The following is a 20,249-nucleotide window of genomic DNA, read 5'->3' as shown; positions in this document are numbered from 1 at the left end:
ACCAGGCAGTTTTCCTATATATTAGTCGCTGTGTAGAAGTCGAAGGGTACAATGTGCTGCGACACGGTCGGTGATCGGTCGGTATCGAGAGCTTGCGCCATTGCGCGCACCAAGGTCTCCCCCAACTGCTTTGCCGGGTGAGATAGGACGACCTTGATCAATCCTTCAGCAAGACCGGCTTTTGTTTCATTCGTGAGCTCGTGTGCTATGACCACAAGGCGTTTGGCTGCCGGTCCACCATCCTCCCGCAGAGCTCGCATCACACCGGTGATGCCGCCGCCGGCAACGTAAAGCCCGACCCAATTTGGTTCGGTCTGTAGAAGGTGACGCGTGGCCTCATAAGCAATTTCGGGCTCTTCAAGGGTTGCAACCGTCTCCAGCATCTGAAAGCCCGGCGCGCTCTCCCGGAAGTATGATCGAAACCCCATTTCGTTTAGTTCTTGCGCAAGATATCGGTGATTTCCGACGAAGACGGAAACCTTGCCGCCATTGCCATTCAGCCCGGCTATGAACCACGCGGCCGTGCGGCCCTTTTTGACGCAGTCGTTGCCGACATAGGCTGCGCGGGAGGCAGTGGAAATATCGGAAATCATGGTCACGACCGGAATGTTCTCTGCTGCAAGACCATCGACGGCGTGGTTCACCTGCGGGTGGTCGGAGGTGATCATTCCAATGACGTCGGCTTCGCGACTGAGAGCGTAGATCGCCTCGGCAGCCTTGTCGGGCGCAAGATCGTCCATGAATCTAACGATGGCCCTTCCATGGGCGTCGGGAAATGCTTCGGTCGCCGCGACGAGAACGTCGCCCCACATTTGATAAAGCTTGCGGTGAGACTGCTTGAGAAGAAAGCCAAATTTGATCACCGGCTTGTCGTGCTCGAGTCGCCGGGCGATGGCCGTCACGCCATGGAAACCAATCTGGCGGGCGGCGTTAAGAACCCGCTCCGCCGTCTGTGGGCGCACGGGGTCGCGACCGTTCAACACGCGGTCGACTGTTGAAATGCTTACATTCGCGGCTTTTGCCAAGTCGGGGATCGTTGGGCGTGACATAATAAGCCTCTCATAATCTGACGCTATTTATGAGAGGTTTTGGGAGAAAAATCCACAGCTTCGTTGACAGCTGGCGGAATTTTCGCAATTTCATCTTTCAGCAAAAGCCAATTTGGCGGGAGGGCTTGGGAGAGCTCTCTCATTTGGAGGAAATACTCTCATGTCTGCGACCTTGCAAAAGGTGGCGCCGCTTTCAGGCGGCGAAGGCCATCGCACGCCTATAGATAGCGGAGCCGGCTTCGTTCTTGAAATGCGTTCAATCACCAAGGCCTTCCCTGGTGTTCTCGCGCTCGATGGCATGAGCCTGAAGGTTCGTCCCGGCACCGTCCATGTCCTCGTCGGGGAAAATGGCGCCGGCAAGTCGACACTCATGAAGATTCTGAGCGGTATCTACGCGATCGACGGCGGAGAAATCCTTTTCAGAGGCGAAAAGCTCGACCACCAAAGCGCCGCAGCCGCACTGGACCGAGGGATCTCGATGATCCATCAGGAACTCAGCCCGGTGCTCGACATGACCATCGCCGAAAACATCTTTCTCGGCCGCGAGCCCACTTACGGCCGGACAGGCATTTTGTCCCGGTTTGTCGATTTCGATCGCATGAATTCAGATACGCAGACGCTCCTGGATCGGCTGGGTCTGAAATACAGCCCCCAAACCAAGATGCGAGACCTGTCCATCGCGACGATGCAACTCATCGAGATCGTCAAGGCGATTTCGCGCGAGGCCTCTCTGGTGATTATGGACGAACCGACGTCGGCGATCAGCGACACGGAAGTCGCGATGCTCTTCAGACAGATCGCAGACCTGAAGGCAGCAGGCGTCGCGATCATCTACATCACACATAAGATGGACGAGATCTTCCAGATCGCCGACGACATCACGGTGATGCGTGATGGCCAGTTCATCGCTGCCGCCCCGGCCAGCGAATATGAGCCCGCAAAGCTGATTTCCCAGATGGTCGGCCGCACGATCTCCAGCATTTTTCCGAAAGAGGAAGTGCCGATCGGCGAGATTGTCCTTTCCGTCGAGAACCTCTCTCGTGACGGCAGCTTCGAAAATGTCAGCTTCGAGGTGCGCGCCGGCGAGATCATTGGCCTTTCCGGCCTGATCGGCGCAGGGCGGACAGAGGTCGCCCGGGTGATCTTCGGCCTGGACGCGGCGGACGCGGGCGTCCTCCGTCTGAACGGAAAACCGCTAAAGCTCATGTCCCCGAAGGATGCTATCGCCAACGGCATCGCCATGGTCTCAGAGGATCGCAAAGCGGAAGGTCTGGTGCTTTGCCGGTCCGTCGGCGAGAACATTTCGCTTGCGAACCTCAAGAAGTTCGCTTCCGGCCTTTTCATCAGCGAGCGGCAGGAAGAGACGGCTTCCCAGCGCATGATCAAGATGCTCCAGATCAAGACGCCCGATACGGCAATGATCGTTGAGAACCTCAGCGGCGGCAATCAACAGAAAATCGTTCTCGCCAAGTGGCTGCTGGGTGATCTGAAGCTGCTCATTCTCGACGAACCCACACGAGGCATCGACGTCGGGTCGAAATCCGAAATTCACAGACTGATGACCGAGTTCGCTCGTCAGGGGCTGGCGGTCGTCATGATCTCATCTGAACTGCCCGAGATCCTAGGCATGAGTGACCGCGTGGTGGTGATGAGCGAAGGCCGGGTGACCGGCGAACTAACAAGGAACGAGGCCACGCAGGAAAACATCATGCGCCTCGCCACGGGAGGACACTGATGAGTATCGAACGCGCAGAGGCGGCCGTGAAACGAGGAGGCCAGGTGATTTCAGGCTCTCGGAACATGAGCTTTTCCCAGATCTACCGGAAGTACGGCACGGTTCTCATCTTCGTCGGAATCTGCATCCTCGCGTCGATTTTGAGCCCGACGTTCCTGACGGAAGCCAACCTGACCAACGTCCTTCGTCAGGTTGTGGTGGTTAGCCTTCTCGCATGCGGCGTCACCTTTATCATTATTCTGGGACACATCGACGTATCGCTGGGATCTGTTCTCGCGCTCTGTGGTGTCATCGCCGGGAGCGTGATGGCCATCACCGCCAGCGTCATCCTCGCGGTCGTCGCGGGCGTAGCAGTCGGCATTCTGACCGGCATCATCAATGGCTTCGTCATCACCTTCTTCCGCATCCCGTCGTTCATCATGACATTGGCAATGACGACCGTCGCACGCGGCGCAGTGCTCCTTTATACGGGTGGATCGCCCGTGACGGGCTTGGGCGACTTCAAAGTGATCGGGCAAGGCTCGCTTGGCCCAGTACCGATCTCCGTGCTCATCCTCGCGATCGTCGTCGTCATTTCCTGGATTCTTCTCAACAAGACCAAGTTCGGCCGATACGTCTATGCGGTAGGCGGCAATGAGCGTGCCGCGCGCGCTTCCGGCATCAATCCAGACAGCATCGTCGTGAAGGCTTTCATCTTCAACGGCATTCTGTGCGCCGTCGCAGGCATCGTCCTCATGTCTCGCATCAATTCCGGTCAGCCAGCCGGCGGCGTCGGCTATGAGTTCGACGCGATCACCGCGGTGGTCGTTGGCGGCACCAGCCTGATGGGCGGCACCGGAACCATTACCGGCACAATTATCGGATCGCTGATCATCGGCGTCATCAACAACATGCTCAATCTCATGAATGTCAGCTCGTACTGGCAGCAGATCATCAAGGGTCTGATCATCGCGATCGCCGTGATCCTCGATGTCTGGACGAAGTCTGCCCGCAGCAAAAAGAAGGCATGACCGATGTTCTTCGGCGGGCTAGCGCCTGCTGAGGAACCACCTCTTTGTCGGCGGGATTTCCCGCATCCGGAATGAATCTGAAACTCTATGGGAGGACCCAATGAAAGCCATTTCCAAACTCGCTCTCGCCTGCGCCATATCCCTTGCCGGGATCTCCACCGGCGCTGCATTCGCCGCGGACAAATTCGTCGTCGGTTACGCCAATATGGCGGATACGGACGTCTTCGTCATGGCGCGCAAAAACGCCTTCATCGAAGCGTCGAAATCCGATCCGGCAGTCGAAGTGAGCTTCTCCGACGCCAACAACGACGTCAGCAAGCAACTCGATCAGATCGACAACTTCATAGCGCAGAAAGTCAATGCAATTGTCGTCGTGCCGGTCGACTATCAGGGCATCGTACCGGGCGTCGAGAAGGCGAACCAGGCCGGCATTCCCGTCATCGCTCTCGGCATCCAATCGGCAGGCGGCAAATACACGTTCGTCGGCTCGAAGAACATCGATGCCGGCCGTCTTCAGGGCGAATACATGAAAGAACACCTGCCCAAGGACGCCAAGATCCTCTACCTCGAAGGCACGCCGGGGCTTTCGCACACGCAGGAGCGAAAGAAGGGATTCGAGGATGCGCTCGGCCGTTCCGACGTGGCCACCCTCGCCAGCCTTTCGGCAAACTACGACCGCGCTGAAGGCATGAAGGTCACGGAAGACTGGATCCAAAGCTTTCCGAAGTTCGATGCAATCGTCGCAGCCAACGATCAGATGGCGCTGGGTGCCCTCGAAGCACTTCAGGGTGCCGAGCGCCTCAAGGGCGTGATGATCTCCGGTGTCGATGGTACGGCCGATGCTCTTAATGCGATCAAGGCCGGCACCATGTCGCAGACCATCTTCCAGGACGCCGCAGGCCAGGCGAAGGCCGCCTTCGAGGTCGTGGAAGGCCTGAAAAAAGGCGAGGATGCGCCGGCCGAAAAGCTGGTGCCGTTTGCTTCGATCACCAAGGACAACGTTGACCAATACGCAAAGAAATAAAGCCCTCCCAAGGGTGCGTGCCGGGATGGGGTCCCGGCACGCATTTCGCACGACAGACGCAATGCTTGCCGCAAATCGCTAGTTCTCTAACGACAGGAAAAATCGAAATGACAATAAGGATCGCCGTCATCGGGGCAGGGTTGATGGGAGCCGATCATGCGAGAATCGTCGCAGAAGATCTGCCGGGGGCGAGCCTCCAGGTCGTTTGCGACATGGATGCGGATCGCGCCCGCAAGGTGGCGGACGCCTACAGCGCTCACGACGTCGACTCAGACCCCGACCGGGTGTCCGCTCGTCCGGACGTGGACGCAGTTATCATCGCAAGCCCCGATTTCACGCACGCGCCCTTGTCGCTGTCCTGCATAAGAGCCGGCAAACGGGCTCTCTGCGAAAAGCCGCTGTCGCAATCTTCGAAAGAATGCTTGGAGATCATGCAGGCGGAAGAAGCCGCGGGAAAGAAGTTCATAATGCTCGGCTTCATGCGCCGCTTCGATCAATCCTATGTGGAGATGAAGCAGGCTCTGGAGCACGGTGCGATCGGCCGCGCCCTGATGATGCACAACTTTCATCGTAATGTCGCGACGCCCGCGTCGGACTTCACCGGAGCGATGGCAATCACCAATTCCGCCCCGCACGAGTTCGATGTCGTCCGACATGTGCTCGACACCGAATACGTATCGATCTCCGCCTTCCAGCCGAAGCGCTCCGACGCGCTGGTCGCACCGGTTTATATGGTGCTCGAAACCGCCGATGATCAACTCGTGAATATCGAGATCAACAATAACGCGGCCTACGGATACGACGTGCGCGCGGAACTGGTCGGCGAGAAGGCGACCATCGCCATGAACGCCGTCAACTACACCCGCGTCGACCGGGAGCTCGGCCAGAGCACAAGCTACGAAGCGGATTGGCGCGGCCGCTATGCCGAAGCCTATCGCCGCCAGAACCGCGCTTTCATTCGGTTCGTCGAGACCGGAGTGTTCCCGCACATCGCGTCGAGCAGTTGGGACGGATACTGCGCCGCAAGGGTCGCCGAAGCCGGCGTTACGGCCTTGAACGACGGCTGCAAGGTTCCCGTCGAAATGATTTCCAAACCGGAGTTTTACGCATGAAGCTTGGATTCGTATCAGACAGCCTCGGCGGCCTGCCCTTCGAGGCAATGCTGGATCACGCGCAAAGGCTGGGCGTCTCCGGCGTCGAGGTCAACACCTGTGGCTGGTCGACGGCGCCGCATTTCGATCTATCGACGATCCTGCGGGACAAGAACGCGCAGAAGGCATTCCTCAGAGCTTTCGCCGACCGGGAACTGGAAGTGGTAGGCTTGAACGCCAACGGAAATCCCCTGCATCCGACCGATCATGGCCAGGGGCAGGGTCTTGAGGATACGATCCGCGCTGCCGGCGAGCTGGGTATCAAGACCGTCTGCGCGATGTCGGGACTTCCAGCCGGGAATGCCGCCGACACCATGCCGAACTGGGTGGTCTCCTCATGGCCGCCGGAAACGCAGGCTATCCTTCGCTACCAGTGGGAGGAGAAGCTCCTCCCGTACTGGACCAGGATCGTGGCACTAGCGAGAGAGCACGGTGTGGAACGCATTGCGCTGGAACTGCATGGCAATCAGTGCGTCTATAACGTCCCTTCGCTGCTGAAGCTTCGCGAAGCCGTTGGCCCGGTCGTCGGAGCAAACCTGGACCCGTCGCATCTCTTCTGGATGGGTGCCGATCCTCTTGTCGCCGCAGAAGCGCTCGGCGGAGCCGTATACCACGTTCATGCCAAAGATACCCTCCTCAACACTCCGAAGCAGGCCGTCACCAGCCTTTTGGAGAACGGCAGCCTAATGGATATCCCGGCGCGTAGCTGGTCCTATATAACGCTGGGATTTGGCCACGGCGAAGAATGGTGGCGGCAGTTCTGCTACAGGCTGAAGATGGCCGGTTACGATGGCTGGCTCTCGATAGAGCATGAGGATGTGCTTCTGAACAGCCTTGAAGGGCTGGAGAAGTCCGTCGCTCTGTTGCAGGGCGTGATGCCGGTCGCAGCCAGCGATTTCAAGCCGCAGGCGATCTAGTCGGAGCGAAACACGCCCGACTGCACTTCGCATATCTTATGTGTGGCGCCGCCTCTGTGCGGGCTTCGGCTGAGTTGCGTGAAGTCAGCTCTTTTGAAAGTGAGCGCAATGCTACAGGATCGGAACTCTCCTCCTCCCTCAACACTGCAGGAGCTGAAGCGCCTGATCGCCAGCCGGCAGCTGGTATTTCCCGTCGGTCTCGAACGGGTCGCAAGGGAGATCCTGGAAAGGCCGGAAATAACGGCCTTTGAAAGTGCTGCCGCGGTGGCGCGCAGGTGCCGCGTTTCTCCAACAACGGTCCATCGGCTTGTCCGGCACATTGGATTCCAAAGGTTCGGCGAGCTTCGTGTGATAATAAGAGAAGATCTCTGCAGCACTGCCGCTGGTCATCGCTGAAGATCCGCGATTTCTGCGGCCCCATCGGCGGTGATCGGCGGAGTTTCCTGGCGAACTTTACGACAAGGAGATCGACGAAGCACGGAATGCAGCTCGAAATGGCGACGCGCGGGCCAGAAAGGCCTGAAGCTAATGTTCGATAAGATGAAGTTTCCATCCGCCAGCGCCCCTTCTATTTTCTTCCGCGCCGGGGTGAAAGATCGAGAACAGATGGGGCTGCAAGAACGCATCGCGCTTTCGAGAAGTACTGACAGATCACGGTCGTCCGCCGGCGGTGGGAAGAAACAGCAGAATGCCCGGATCAATTGAGTTCCGGGCATTCATAATCAGATTAGGCTGTCAAGCTGCCTCACGGAAACCGATGATGGCCTTGGTCTCAAGGAATTCAGCGATCGCCATCGGACCCCATTCACGTCCGTTGCCGGACTGCTTGTAGCCGCCGAAGGGCGCAGCCAGATCAAGATTAACATTGTTCAGGTAGACTTGGCCGGCACGCAGGCGACGCGCGACAGCTTCGGCCGCAACCCGCTCACCCTGGACATAGGCAGCAAGGCCGTAGGTCGTGTCGTTGGCGATCCTCACCGCTTCCTCCTCGTCGGAATAGGCGATGATGACCAGGACTGGCCCGAAGATTTCTTCGCGCGCGATCGTCATGTCGTTGCGCACATCGGCAAAGATCGTAGGCCGGACGTAGAAGCCAGCATCAAGTCCGTCGGGACGGCCGAGCCCTCCAGTCACAAGCGTGGCGCCTTCATCGAGACCCGACTGGATCAGACTCTGGATTTTGTTCCATTGCGCTTCCGAGGCCACCGGTCCCATCTTTGCATTAGAAGAAGGATGGCCGACCGACCACGTTTCGGCGGCCGCCTTGGCATAGCTGATTGCTTCGGCAACCTGATCGACATGGACCAGCATCCGAGATGGTGCGCTGCAGTTCTGTCCGCTGTTCAGCATCATCTGCGCTACGCCCCCTTCGACAGCAGAAGCGAGGTCCGCGCTACGGAGAACGATGTTGGGTGACTTCCCCCCCAGTTCCTGATGTACCCTTTTGACTGTGAGCGCACCGGTGCGAGCCACCTCGATCCCAGCCGCAGTTGAGCCGGTGAAGGAGACAAGGTCCACCTCGGGATGGCTCGTCAAAGCATTGCCGACAACGCGGCCATTTCCATGAACAAGGTTGAACACGCCCTTGGGTACTCCGGCGTCGTGGAGGATCTCAGCAAGGATCGTACCTGAGAACGGCGCGATTTCAGACGGCTTCAACACCACGGTGCAACCCGCAGCAAGCGCAGGTGCCACCTTTGCGGCCATCAGCATCAGCGGCCAATTCCACGGCGTGATCAAAGCACAAACGCCGATCGGCTCGCGCACGACTTCGCTTGTGCCAAGAGGCTCATCAAAACGGTATGTCTCAAGCGCTGCTCGCGCAATCTTGAAATGGGCAACGCCGACGGTCACCTGCAATTGCTCTGAAAGCCATCGCGGCGCGCCCATTTCATCCGTTACCGCGAGGGCTAGGTCGCTCACTCGCTTGTCGTAGGCAGCTATAATCCGGTCGAAGAGCGAAATTCGCTCCTCAATCGAGGTGAGCGAATACGTTTCAAATGCCTTTCGCGCGGCTGAAACCGCGTCGTCCACATCACTTGCATCGCCTAGCGCGACTTGACCAACGACGCTTTCGTCCGCGGGGTTGATAACATCGATTACGGCCGTGCTTTTGGGCTGTACCCAGGCTCCGTTGATATAGAATTGAAGATTGTTGCGCATGAATATGCTCCATCATTGTTGACGGAAACACAAGTATACTTTGTACACCTAGCGTCAATCAGGCACTTAAAGTAGCCCTGGTAGGGCACAGTATACCTAGTCCGAGTTCTCTTTCCTGAACCGCCGCGAGCCAGTATCGGACCTCCTGCAGTCGCTCTCGTCGCGTCACAGACGTAACTGGATTAGCGATCTGTCCGCGCCCTTCTGCCCGCCATCTATGCTGTCGAAAGCCTCTCTTGCTGCTGTGACCTCCGGCAGTTTTACCAGTGTCCATTTGTGAAGTTCCTGGAGTGGCTCCCGTAACGTGCGGCCCAGCGGCGTCACCTGATACTGAACGGCGACCGGCGAGAGTGAAATCACCTCTCTCGCTATCAGGCCGTTGCGTTCGAGCCGGCGGAGGCACTGAGTGAGGGCTTTTTGCGTGACACCTTGCAGCCGACGGCGAATGGCGTTGAAGCGCTGCGGTTCGTCGTCGAGTACGGCAAGCACCATCATTGACCACTTATCAGCAATCTGATCGAACAAGGCCCGGCTCGGGCATTCAGAAGAAAAGCAGAGCGGTTCAAGTTCGAGCATGACGGTTTCCTTCGATATACCTAGGCGACTTGAAGTGCCTGATTGACGCTAGGTTTACATGGTATACCGGTAGGCCCGTTAAACGCAACGGAGTTCTACTGAGGGCCAGTCCCGATACAAGCAGTCTTTTCCGCCCCATCGCCAACCGATCGCTTGAACTCAAAAATCGGATTGTTATGGCGCCGATGACCCACCTTTTTGCGCCCGAAGGCGTGCCGGGGTCAGCGAGTGCTGACTGCCCATCGGCGCCGGGCAGAAGGTCGCGCCGGAATAATACTGTCTGAAGGGGCGGTGATTGTGCAGAGGCAATGAACGCAAGGTCATTGGGTCTATACCGTCGGACTTGTGCTCGTGCGGCAAAAGCCGGGATCGGCCAACGGCATCATGTTCACCACCATCGAGGACGAGACGGGGCGGGCCGACACTCTTCGAAAAACGCCGGCGGATCGTTCTCGGATCGTCGATGATGGCGATCAATGGCCGGATCCAACGGGAAGGGGAGGTCGTCCATCTTGTTGCCCAGCAGCTGTTCGACTGGTGTCAAGCGATTTGGCCGCTCTGGCTAATCGTGACGAACAGTTCAAGCGAACGGCGGAGAGGGCAACGAGTTCGCGCATTGCAGGGAACGGGCGTAAAATTCTGACGATCACAGCGCTTCCGCGATCGCCAGAACCTTCAAAAGCTTTCGTCTTCCGGGGCCAAATGCTGGAATTTATTCAAGCGTGCGGTCGCGCCTTCGCTGATTACGAATTTGAGCTTGGGCGCCCAGGGATATGGCTTAAGATTGATTTTGAGAAGCCGCCGTCGACGCAGAGGTCTTGACCGGTGATGTAACTCGCAAGTGGGCTTATCAGGAACTCAATCGCATTAGCAATGTCTTTTGGATCGCCGATCCTGGAAAGTGGGATCAGATCCTCTCTCGCCCGCTTAATCGCTGGATCGGCATACATTTTTGCGGACATTGGAGTGTGCGTCATTCCCGGAGAGACGATGTTCGAACGAATGCCATCCGGCGCCCATTCCAAGGCAAGGGTCTTCGCAAGCATAGTTAGCGCCGCTTTGCTTGGACTATATGCACCTGATCCCGCATGAGGTACTTGTCCCGACATCGACGATGTGAAGCATGCAGCGCCTCGACTCTGCTTTAAGTGCGGGTGGCAGTGTTTGGCCAGAAGCCAAGCCCCGCGAAGGTTGACCGCGAACATCTTGTCCCAGTCTGAAACCGACAAATCACAGATGTTTCCGGGACTTGCCATGCCAGCATTGGCAACAAGAGCGTCCAGGCCACCAAACTCCGACACCGCCGCCTCTACGAGGTTCGGGGCCACATCGATGTTGCCCAGGTCGCCAGACAACGCAATAGCATCGCCTCCCAACGCGCGCACCGAACGCGCAACGTCCTCTTGCCCTTCGGAAGAGCCAAGGCCACACACTGCGATCTGAGCACGCTCGCCTCTTGATGCAGCAGCTTCTGCGATACGTATACAAACCGCTGCGCCAATTCCGCGGCTTCCTCCACTAACTAACACTCTCATGGACATTTCTCCGATTGATGATGTGGAATGATATGGAATTCACTTCCAAATCACAATGCGATTCTAAATGAGTTTCAAATACGATAATTGTTGAACTCTGCCCGCCCAACAAGATGGCGTGTTGTGGCATCTAGGGCGTCATGGACACTCACAAAAATTCGCGCTCCCCAAGGTATCCACCACTTTAGATGGATATCGTGGGCGAAGTTCACTCATTTACCGACGGGGATCTTCCACCGAGCGTAATTGCGATGCGGAGTTTATCAATCAACCCTCCAGCCCCTCTTTTTGAGCTCCTGCATCGCATTGTTAACTTCCAACAGCGGCTCTTCTTCGCGAATAACCTCGAGGACAACGCTATCAATACTAAAAATTGAATCGACGGCGCGCCCGAGACCCGCAAAATCTATGATCCCCGTGCCGATAGGATCGTGGCCCCAGACGTCCGTACCCGTATCCGAGATATGCACGAGACCTATGTGAGAGTGATGCAACCGAAGACTCGCTACTGGATCCTCGCCAATGTAGGCCGCGTTTGCGACGTCATAGACGATGCTCAGATTTTCGTTTTTGATTTCCTCGACAAGACCGACGAGTTCCCCGATTGTCGGCCTGAAACAATATGGGGTATTCTCCATGAGGAGCCGCACGCCGGCTTGCTTTGCAACCGGTAGAAGCACGTCAAGACTCTCATATAGCCATCCAAGGGTTTGCGGGATGGTGGGAGAGATCATCGGACGGCGCGTTCCTGGAGAGATTACAACGTCGGCAACCCCCCAATCGACCGCGAGTTGGATGACATCTTTAATGTGGTCAGTGCTTTTGCGCCTCATATTTGCGCCTGGGCTGGCCAGATTAATATCATATCCGCCAGCATTCAGCGACCTGACGCTCGCTCCGTGGTCCTGCAGTTGCTTTCTCGCATCCAAACGCGAACTTGCCGACATTTCGTCCGGCCAGCAGTGTGGGGAACTCACGGGAACTTCAAATACCGTAAAGCCATGCCGGATAAGTTCAGACATCGCCTGTATCGCAGTGGATTTCCAAAGGTAGGAAAAAGTATTTATGATCATTGACGTCTCCTGGTCGCCTTCAGCGCGACATCTAGCTGCGTGGTGTGGTCTTATCTGCAATCTGAGAGAGAAAGATCGCAGGCCAACGGACCGATCTCGATCATCTGGGCCGCCAGAATTTGTTCAAGAATGATGCGCTTTCCAGAATTGCTCTGTCAGGGTCAGCTGAAACGATCTCGAAAATCGAAGGTCCGCGATAATCGATGCTCTCCAGAACCTGCGCGATAGGTCCAAATGACACTGCGCCTCCTCCAAGTGGATCGTGACGAAAATCATCCAGGGGCGTGTCTGCAACGTAGATGGCCGACAGATGCTTTTTTAATTTGGGAATCACATCGACCGCCGGATCGCGCCCGAAGGCAGCATTCGCAATGTCATATCCCAACCCGATGTTCGGCCACCCATAACGATTAAAAAAGGACAGAAGGTCGTTTCCCTTATAAAGCCACGACAGCGGATGGTTCTTAACTATGAGCTGGACCTGCAGATCGGCCGCGCGCGGCACCAGGATGTCGAGAGACGATTGAAAACATTCAGTAAGCTTCTCAAGACTCGCCGGGAAAACAGGGTTTGTCTTTCCAGGGTTGACGACTACTCCAGCGGCACCCCAGTCAGCAGCAAGTTCCAACGCAGCGGCAACAACACCGCAAGAGTATTTGCGGCATTCGGGCGTAAGGGCTGCAAGATTAACGTCGAGATTTGGCTGATTGAGGGTTTCGATGCGAATGTTTCGTTCGTTTAGAAGACTTTCGACCGCTTTGCGCTCCGCGACTGTCGCGGTACTCGGCCAAAAATGCCCCGGGACAAGCATCATTTCGAAGCTAGAAAAGCCAAGACCAGAAAGATGGCGTAGGCAATCGAGAGCGGAGTAACCGGTCGTGTAAGAGTAAGTGTTCACAGTATAGGAAGCGTTCAACTGCATCACTTCGGGCTCCTTTTTCGTCATGTGTAAAGAGGCTTAGGACAGCGCGAAATCCAGCACATCGTCCTCGCCCAGTTGGACGGATACGTCCCCCGGATTGGCAACCTCGAGTGCACCACAGAGGCTTCCCGTCGTGATAATCGAGCCTGCTCTGAGCACTTCGTCAGGCCTGGATCGATTGTTCGCGTACCCGCAGATCCAAGTAAGCGGATCCTTCGTCGGATGCTCTGCGGCAGCGTCGAAAACGACCTGCTTGTTGAGCCAAATCTTGAGGGGAAAACTGGCACCGGGCTGAAGAACCGATAGGGTTAGAGCCGGCCCTCTTACGTAGCCAATATTTCCGAGGCGGTCTGCCACAAAGGCCTGGAAGGAAATGCTGCCACCTTCGAAAATGCCGCTCCACACCAACTCTGCACCGAGGTAGACGTTTGAGATTGCGGCCTCGATGTCGGCCCGCTCATAGGATGTGTCGGCCCGAACAGGAAGATCCTGGCAAAGCTCCACCGCAACTTCTATCTCCAGTTTTATGTCCCTTCGCCATGCAATGGCCGCACCGGAAGGATTATCGAAGTATGGATGAAGCGGAGCGATAACAGGTTCGCCGTCGGGCGATTTGGCCACTTTCCAAGCAGGGACGTCTACTCCTTCGAGTTTCGACAACTGCCTCTGCACCTCTATTGCGTTCTCAAGCGCTAAGGGCATTGACACGAGCTGACCCGTCGGAATCTGGCTTGCGTCATGACGGAGACTGCGAAGTTGATAAGCCAACGCAATTTGATCAGGTGTGGCTAGAGTAGGGCTCATTTCTGCCTCTTGGACGGCTTCGCTTGAAAGATGAGTGTTAGAATCGTCCGATGATGACCGCATGGATGACGGCGCGCTCCGCGGATAACCATTGTTCTTCAATGCGTAGCGCGCGTTCCCGCGCATTGAAGAAGCAAACTCGACGGTGGCTAATGGTTAGGAGACTTGCTTGATCCGCTCTCTGAACCTGTCGGTCCCCCGCCGAATATGGTCTAGCAGATCCACGACTGCCCAGTGCCGCTCGGTAATGTCATAATCTGTGACACGGGAATGAACGCTATCAAACGTGCCAAGGCGCTTGTGCCAAACCTTGGCAAGACCGGGATAGCCCATCGGCTCGGCCATCGCTGCTAGCGCCAGGAAGTTTTCAAGGTCGCGGCGCAAAACGCTCTCTTCGGAAGCGTGTTTGTAAAGCCAGGCGTAGAGGTCGGGGTGGATGTTGGTGAAGACGCCAGAGAAGCCTTTCGAACCTGCGCGCATAGCGGCAGCGGCGATGGCCGCATTGGCGTTGACGATCGCAAAGCCGGAATCGCCAGAAAGCGCGATGCGCCGCTTGACTGTTTCGAGGTCACAGGAGACATCCTTCAGCGTTACGAAGCGGCCGGTGTCGCGGCACAGCTTGAATTCGTCATCGCTCAAGAGGCGGCGATAGGGAGCTGGGCATTCGTACAGACCGAGGGCCAGGTGGCTGGGGAGCCAACTCAAGATTCCATCGAGGGCGGAACGAAATGCTTCGGTTCCGGCATTGCCGGTGTCGAGCCTGTTGCTGACCAGGACAAGGGCATCGATGCCAGTCTCAGCCATCGCCACCAGTTCTGCGCGCTGGTCATCCCTGCTCTCGCTGATGTGTCCGGATGAGATCACCCGCACGCGTCCGGCCGCCAAGGAGACCACCTTCTTGGAAAGCTCAACTCGCTCCTCCAGCGACAACTTCTGCATTTCGCTCGACTGACAAACGGCGAAGAGCGTATCGGCACCATTGGCGATATACCATTCAACAAGTCGCTCGAGACCTTCCCAATCGATCCGGTTATCCGGGGTGAAAGGGGTAAGCATAACGGGAACGATCCCCTGGGCTTTGATCTTCATGATGTAATCTTTCGCTATTTTTGATCGTTAGAGTGCAGTTCCTGCCGGCAAGCCTGCGGCAAAACCTGCCATCAGGCGGATCTGCGCAAGCAGCATGTCATTTCCATCAGAGACGGTTGCGCCGGCTGCCTTAGCGGCGCGCAATAGTGCCGTCTCGCCGCTTAAGCTGGCGATGTCAGCAATGAGCATTTCAGGCCGTATCGCGGCCGCTGGCATAGGAAAGACGCTGTCACCCTTGACGCCGATCGGAGACGCATTGATGACGATATCGTAGTCCCACCTTGTCGATCCATCGACTGAAACGGCGCATTCCTCGCCACGAAAGGAATTGACTATATTCGCGGTGAAGGCGACGGATTCAGCTGAAAGATCCATAAGATCTATCTTCCTTACGCCTTCTTCAGCTAGCGCGAAGGCGATCGCGCGGCCTGCGCCGCCTGCGCCGACAATCAGCACACGGGCGCCACTTAGTCGCGGCTTTGCCTCTCCAAGTCCTTCAACAAAGCCTACACCATCAAACAGCGCACCATTCATCTGGCCGTCCTCGCCACGCTGAACGCAGTTGACGGCGCCGACTGCCTTTGCCGTCGGCGTGAGGGTTGAACACCTCTTGGCGGCGGCCACCTTGTGAGGGATGGTCGTGCTGATACCGCAAAGGTTGGGAATCGCAGCAAAAATATCCCACGCCGCAGCAAAATGTTCGTCGGTTATCAGAAACGGCACCGCGTAGATGTTAACTCCGGCCGCGGCAAAGATCGGGTTGATCAGGCGCGGCGTCTGGACCTGGTGGATTGGATCGCCAAACACAGCGTAGACACGCGAGTTGCCATCAAGGTTGGGAATATTCACTCGCATGGTTTTATTGCCTTGTTGAACAGGCTACGGCAGCGATCGAGCGCAATGTCCATGACCTCCGCAGGGTCGCGAGCCCACCAGTCGGCGGAGAAGATCTCTACCTCCACCGCGCCATGGTAGCCGGCATCTCGCATCATCGAGTGGATGCCGCGCAGATCTATGATCCCATCTCCCATCATGCCTCGATCGGTGAGGAGATGCCGCGTAGGGATCAGCCAGTCGTTGACATGAAAACCAAAGAGCCGGCCGGCCTCACCAGCACGCTCGATTTCGGCACTAAGTCGCTCGTCCCACCAACAATGATAGACATCCACGACCACGCCGATGCCCGGTCCCAATGCATCGCAGAGAGAATTTGCATGGGAAAGGCTGGAGATCACGGTGCGATCGCCGGTAAGCATTGGATGAAGTGGCTCAATGGCCAGCTTCACTCCAATCTTGCGTGCGCGCTCGAGGACTTTGCCAACTAGATCCTCGATCCGTCGTCTTGCTGAACCCAAATCCTTTTCATTGTCCCGCAAGCCTCCCGTAAACAGGAAAACATGATCAGCCTCGAATCTGGCTGCGCGCTCAAGCTCCGCCTCAGCCCGGTCAAGGCAATCGGCTGCCAACGGTCCAACGCGATTATAGCCTGAGACCGCCATCCCGAAATCTTGCAAAACAGAGAGAGCGTCTTTCTCGCCGACCTTGGCAATCTCGTCCCCCCAAATGGAAACGGTGTGAAGTCCTCGCTCCGAGCAGAGTCGAAGAAAGGTCAGCATATCTGCTCTCTCGCGCACCGTGGCGTGGTTGAAGACAATGTCTGTCATCGGCTCCTTCTTATTGTTCGAATTTCAATATTTCTCGGGCCGCTACTGGTTCTGCCGGAACATCACGATCGTACCGTTCGCGCGGGATACGGACGAAATGTCATGTGACGACGAAGCCCCGTCACGGCCGTCTGTTGTTTAGGCGACCTTACCTAGGTGGCGACGAACCTCTGGCGCGAGCCATGGAGACACATAGCCGCGATCAGCCTCTTCGATGAGCGATCCCGGCGGCACAAGTTCGTCAATCCGGTCAAGGGTCGCTGCCTGAAGGGTGGCCTCGAACCCGGCTTCCATGGCCTTGAACTGCTCAAGCGTACGAGGCCCGAGGATCACAGACGTCACCGCGGCATGCGCTAGGGGAAACGCCTGAGCCATGTGCATCAGCGACAAGCCAGCCTCAGTTGCGACGCGTTCAAGTTCGGGGAGTAGTTCCAGCTTGCGCTTGTTGCCCTCGCGCTGCATGTCGAAGCGAGACTGCAGGATGGGATAGTGCTGTCCCCATTGCCCTTTGACGCGCTCGGCCCGGGAACCAGACGGCGTGGAGCCATCGGCTTTGTATTTGCCGGTTAACCAGCCGCCGTTCAGGGGACTCCAGGCGGTAAATCCCATACAATAGTGTTGAACTGCGGGAAGGGTTTCTCTCTCTACGGCGCGTTGAAAGATCGAGTAGGGCGAGCTCTCATTGATGAACCGCGCTGTCTTATTCAATCGGCTAACCGATTGTGTCTCAGCAAGGTACCAGCTCGGCAGTGTCGAGGAGCCGATGTAACGAACTTTGCCTTGGGTTACCAGGTCGCTAAGAGCGCCCAGTGTCTCGTCGAGATCAGTTTGAAGGTCGGGCCGATGCATTTGGTAAAGATCAATATGATCAGTATTCAGCCGGCGCAGGCTGTTTTCGACCTGCTTCATAATCCAGTAGCGTGATCCGCCCTGTTCGTTGCGCCCTTCACCTGCCGCCAGACGAAACTTGGTTGCGAGTACCACCTTGTCCCGACGGCCTGCAATCGCTTTGCCGACGATCTCTTCGGCCTCTCCATGGGAATAAGTGTCCGCAGTGTCGATGAAGTTGATGCCGCGGTCCAAAGCATGGTGCACGATGTCTATGCACTCTTTTTCGTCAGTATTCCCATCTGATCCGTAGCTCATGGTCCCCAGCATGTATTCGCTGACCTGAACTCCCGTCCTCCCAAGGTAACGATACCTCATAACCACGCCTCTCTGCGAGTTGGAAAACGGCTCGGTTCGGATGGTGTTGACGCGATCTGCGATCGTCGGGCACACCGATGCCGTCGGCTTATTTCAGCCGGCGAAAAGCCTGAACACGGGCCGTCGAAACCACTAATCTTCGCGTCGACGATCGGCGACGCGCGTTGATGGTAATGTCTTGGTAGCGGCTGGATGGAGGGGAGTATTCACCCCCATCCAGCATTTTCATCTGCAGTTAAGTCAATTACTGCGCCTTCGCGAGTGCCGCGCCATACCGTTCGATCAGCTCATCGTAGGCATCTGCCGGCGATCCGTCTTTCAGGATCATTCGTTGGAAAGCTTCGCCCAGGATGGTGTGATATGTGGAGAGGATGGGGGTGTAGGTTACAGTTTGGCCACGCTGGGCTACCAGGTCAGCCCACTTCTTCTGGTCCTGACCAGCGTCGCTCTGGAAATATGGCGCAGTGTACGCTGATTTACGCGATACAACTTCGCCGCCCTCGGCTGCGAAAGCTTGTGCCTCCGGTGACACCATGAACTTCACGAAGGTCCAAGCGGCATCCTGATTGACGGTCTTCTTGTTGATCGCAATGTTGTAGCTGTAGACCGTCTGTTTGTCATTTGCTGTATATCCTGGCGCCGGAGCCCAGGCCAAATCATCACCGCCACCTTGCTGCTTTACTGTCTTATAACGATACAGGCCGAAAACGGCCGACGCCGCACTACCTGACCGGATCGCGTCGTGCAATTCGTTGAACCCCATCTGCGCGCTGCGCAGCGGCGTCACCTTGCATGTCGTATAGAAGTCTTTGATCGTTTGCGCCGCTTTGATGAACGACTCTTTTGAGAAAGCAATTTTACCATCAGGGGTGAAGTATTCACCGCCGTTTCCAGGCAGCATTGTACTCAGGAAGAATTCGCCGAGGCTCTGGGCGCCACCAAGCCCGCCTGTGGCTCCCAGCGGAACGGCGAACGGGATCGTGTCGGATTCGCCGAATTTGGGACCTAGTGCACACACTTCATCCCAAGTCGTCGGCGGCTTCACCCCGGCCTTCTCCAACATGCTCTTGCGGTAGAAGAGGATCGGAATGCGAAAATCCTGGGGGAGGGCATAAAGTTTTCCTGCGACCTTCGTACGCGACAGAGGCAGGAGCCAATCGTCATCCGGAATGCCGTCCTTCTTTACCAAATCATCGAGTTCAAGAAGATTTCCAGTGGCGGCGAATTCGGGAACAGCAAAACCGACGACGCGGATCACGTCCGGTGTCTGGCTGCCGGACTTGATAGCACGAGCTGCTGTTGCCCCCGTCGGATCGACAAGGAGCTCGACCTTGATGTCAGGGTTCTTCGCCTGAAAAGCGTCGATCATCTTGGTCTGAGCAGCAGACCGGGGATCCTTCGAATTGTTCGGATCCAAGAAAGTCTGGTAGATGATCTTCGTGCTCTCCGCAAAGGCTTGCGGAGCAAGGAAAGCGAAGATGGCGGAACTAATTCCCAGTGCCGCGACCGATTTGATGAGTTTCCGTTTTGATGTGGTTTGCATGCGTCTTCCTCCCAGGTTGAACAAGGTGTGTGGATGTTTTGTGTACGTCATCAGCCTTTGACAGCGCCTGCCGTAAGGCCGGAGATGAACCACTTCTGAACGAAGCCGAACATGAAGATAACGGGCGATGATGCGACCATGACAAAGGCCATCATGTAGGACCAGGAAATCCCGACAGCGTCGAAAACCTGATTAACGAGGGCGACCTGCAGGGTCCGTTTTGCGACCTCGGGCGCAAAAACGGCGACGGTAATGTAGTCATTCCAAGTCGTTACAATGCCGATCGTCGCAACAGCGGCTATGCCGGGACGTATCAGCGGCAAGATCAGGCTCCAGATGATCTGGAAGCGGGAAGCGCCGTCGATCATGGCTGAGTCCTCGATCTCGATTGGAACAGCCTCGACGAAATTTGCGATGAACCAGACGGTCTGCGGGATGATCCTTGCGGAAAGGATAATCGTCACAACGACACCGCTGTTGAGCAAACCGACCGTTTCCAGCAGGTAATAGGTGGGAACCAGCAACGCGACTCCTGGCACCATCGAGGTCGCAAGAACCGTCAGCATCAGGGCACGCTTGCCTTTGAAGGAAAAGCGTGCGGCGGCGTAGCCCCCGGGAATTCCGACGAGGAGAGCGATGATCACGGCACCGACGGAGTAAGCGACGGAGTTCCAGAGATCGGTCAAGAAAGCCGCGTCCTGCAAGACCTTGGTGTAGTTCTCGAGAGTTGGTGAATTTGGCCATATGGTCGGGGGAACAACAACCGCTTCAACTTCTGTCTTGAAAGA

At 56.7% G+C, this 20,249-nt stretch carries 19 protein-coding genes and 1 pseudogene; 7 read left to right on the top strand and 13 right to left on the bottom strand.

Translation table 11 applies throughout. The annotated features are described in order from the left end of the window. Positions 1 to 14: 14 nt before the first annotated feature. Positions 15 to 1,049, bottom strand: a complete 1,035-nt coding sequence (locus MOV76_RS02075) for a LacI family DNA-binding transcriptional regulator (protein ID WP_018245315.1) — start codon at positions 1,047 to 1,049, stop codon at positions 15 to 17. A 160-nt stretch (positions 1,050 to 1,209) separates the two neighbouring features. On the opposite strand from MOV76_RS02075, the gene MOV76_RS02070 reads away from it, so the two are divergent. The 6 genes from MOV76_RS02070 to MOV76_RS02045 all read left to right on the top strand — a co-directional run bounded on the left by MOV76_RS02070 (position 1,210) and on the right by MOV76_RS02045 (position 7,282). Beyond that, complete coding sequence (locus MOV76_RS02070) at positions 1,210 to 2,784, top strand: sugar ABC transporter ATP-binding protein (protein WP_247263681.1); 1,575 nt, start codon at positions 1,210 to 1,212, stop codon at positions 2,782 to 2,784. After that, a complete protein-coding gene (locus MOV76_RS02065) occupies positions 2,784 to 3,794 on the top strand; it encodes an ABC transporter permease (protein ID WP_182565304.1) in 1,011 nt (336 codons plus the stop codon). The genes MOV76_RS02070 and MOV76_RS02065 overlap by 1 nt, the downstream gene beginning before the upstream one ends. Before the next feature lie 100 nt (positions 3,795 to 3,894). Continuing rightward, complete coding sequence (locus MOV76_RS02060) at positions 3,895 to 4,818, top strand: sugar ABC transporter substrate-binding protein (protein WP_247263680.1); 924 nt, start codon at positions 3,895 to 3,897, stop codon at positions 4,816 to 4,818. Positions 4,819 to 4,925: 107 nt separating this feature from the next. Then, complete coding sequence (locus tag MOV76_RS02055; RefSeq protein ID WP_018245310.1) at positions 4,926 to 5,930, top strand: Gfo/Idh/MocA family oxidoreductase; 1,005 nt, start codon at positions 4,926 to 4,928, stop codon at positions 5,928 to 5,930. After that, the gene (locus MOV76_RS02050; RefSeq protein ID WP_018444515.1) at positions 5,927 to 6,886 is read left to right on the top strand and encodes a sugar phosphate isomerase/epimerase; all 960 of its coding nucleotides are present in this window, start codon (positions 5,927 to 5,929) and stop codon (positions 6,884 to 6,886) included. Before MOV76_RS02055 ends, MOV76_RS02050 begins: the two co-directional genes overlap by 4 nt. A gap of 108 nt (positions 6,887 to 6,994) precedes the next feature. Further along, positions 6,995 to 7,282, top strand: coding sequence for a MurR/RpiR family transcriptional regulator (locus tag MOV76_RS02045; protein ID WP_080764045.1), 288 nt, complete (start codon positions 6,995 to 6,997; stop codon positions 7,280 to 7,282). Between the two features lie 339 nt (positions 7,283 to 7,621). Here the strand turns inward: MOV76_RS02045 and MOV76_RS02040 are convergent, their stop codons facing one another. Next, on the bottom strand, positions 7,622 to 9,049 hold the full coding sequence (locus MOV76_RS02040; protein WP_065275921.1) for an aldehyde dehydrogenase family protein: 1,428 nt from the start codon (positions 9,047 to 9,049) through the stop codon (positions 7,622 to 7,624). A gap of 165 nt (positions 9,050 to 9,214) precedes the next feature. Next, positions 9,215 to 9,625, bottom strand: coding sequence for a helix-turn-helix domain-containing protein (locus MOV76_RS02035; protein WP_018245306.1), 411 nt, complete (start codon positions 9,623 to 9,625; stop codon positions 9,215 to 9,217). 296 nt (positions 9,626 to 9,921) lie between these two features. Here MOV76_RS02035 and MOV76_RS02030 point away from each other — a divergent pair. Beyond that, a pseudogene (locus MOV76_RS02030) lies at positions 9,922 to 10,260 on the top strand (hypothetical protein); the annotation flags it as partial. Positions 10,261 to 10,368: 108 nt separating this feature from the next. Here MOV76_RS02030 and MOV76_RS02025 read toward each other — a convergent pair. From MOV76_RS02025 to MOV76_RS01980, 10 genes are all read right to left on the bottom strand, one after another. Then, complete coding sequence (locus MOV76_RS02025) at positions 10,369 to 11,160, bottom strand: SDR family NAD(P)-dependent oxidoreductase (RefSeq protein ID WP_112907624.1); 792 nt, start codon at positions 11,158 to 11,160, stop codon at positions 10,369 to 10,371. A 263-nt stretch (positions 11,161 to 11,423) separates the two neighbouring features. Continuing rightward, positions 11,424 to 12,233 carry a sugar phosphate isomerase/epimerase family protein gene (locus MOV76_RS02020; RefSeq protein ID WP_065275924.1) on the bottom strand — a complete coding sequence of 270 codons (810 nt, stop codon included), beginning with the start codon at positions 12,231 to 12,233 and terminating at the stop codon, positions 11,424 to 11,426. 100 nt (positions 12,234 to 12,333) lie between these two features. Next, positions 12,334 to 13,155 carry a sugar phosphate isomerase/epimerase gene (locus tag MOV76_RS02015; protein WP_245369014.1) on the bottom strand — a complete coding sequence of 274 codons (822 nt, stop codon included), beginning with the start codon at positions 13,153 to 13,155 and terminating at the stop codon, positions 12,334 to 12,336. A gap of 36 nt (positions 13,156 to 13,191) precedes the next feature. Next, the gene (locus tag MOV76_RS02010; protein ID WP_247263679.1) at positions 13,192 to 13,959 is read right to left on the bottom strand and encodes a 2-keto-4-pentenoate hydratase; all 768 of its coding nucleotides are present in this window, start codon (positions 13,957 to 13,959) and stop codon (positions 13,192 to 13,194) included. 156 nt (positions 13,960 to 14,115) lie between these two features. Continuing rightward, positions 14,116 to 15,048 carry a dihydrodipicolinate synthase family protein gene (locus tag MOV76_RS02005; RefSeq protein WP_247263678.1) on the bottom strand — a complete coding sequence of 311 codons (933 nt, stop codon included), beginning with the start codon at positions 15,046 to 15,048 and terminating at the stop codon, positions 14,116 to 14,118. A 27-nt stretch (positions 15,049 to 15,075) separates the two neighbouring features. Next, on the bottom strand, positions 15,076 to 15,903 hold the full coding sequence (locus MOV76_RS02000) for a shikimate dehydrogenase (RefSeq protein WP_210068858.1): 828 nt from the start codon (positions 15,901 to 15,903) through the stop codon (positions 15,076 to 15,078). Further along, positions 15,894 to 16,712, bottom strand: coding sequence for a sugar phosphate isomerase/epimerase (locus MOV76_RS01995; protein ID WP_210068856.1), 819 nt, complete (start codon positions 16,710 to 16,712; stop codon positions 15,894 to 15,896). Before MOV76_RS01995 ends, MOV76_RS02000 begins: the two co-directional genes overlap by 10 nt. 138 nt (positions 16,713 to 16,850) lie before the next feature. Then, positions 16,851 to 17,858 carry an aldo/keto reductase gene (locus MOV76_RS01990; protein WP_222333550.1) on the bottom strand — a complete coding sequence of 336 codons (1,008 nt, stop codon included), beginning with the start codon at positions 17,856 to 17,858 and terminating at the stop codon, positions 16,851 to 16,853. 304 nt (positions 17,859 to 18,162) lie between these two features. Continuing rightward, positions 18,163 to 19,461 (bottom strand): sugar ABC transporter substrate-binding protein, encoded by a 1,299-nt coding sequence (locus tag MOV76_RS01985; protein ID WP_065275932.1) that lies wholly within the window; start codon positions 19,459 to 19,461, stop codon positions 18,163 to 18,165. A gap of 50 nt (positions 19,462 to 19,511) precedes the next feature. Next, positions 19,512 to 20,147: a carbohydrate ABC transporter permease gene (locus tag MOV76_RS01980; RefSeq protein WP_162710345.1), complete on the bottom strand. Its 636-nt coding sequence runs from the start codon at positions 20,145 to 20,147 to the stop codon at positions 19,512 to 19,514. Positions 20,148 to 20,249: the final 102 nt, after the last annotated feature.

It is taken from the genome of Rhizobium sp. PRIMUS64 (assembly GCF_023006465.1).
Classification (GTDB): domain Bacteria; phylum Pseudomonadota; class Alphaproteobacteria; order Rhizobiales; family Rhizobiaceae; genus Rhizobium; species Rhizobium leguminosarum.
The sequence above is the reverse complement of the archived record's forward strand: the minus strand, read 5'-3'. Positions and strand labels throughout refer to the sequence as shown.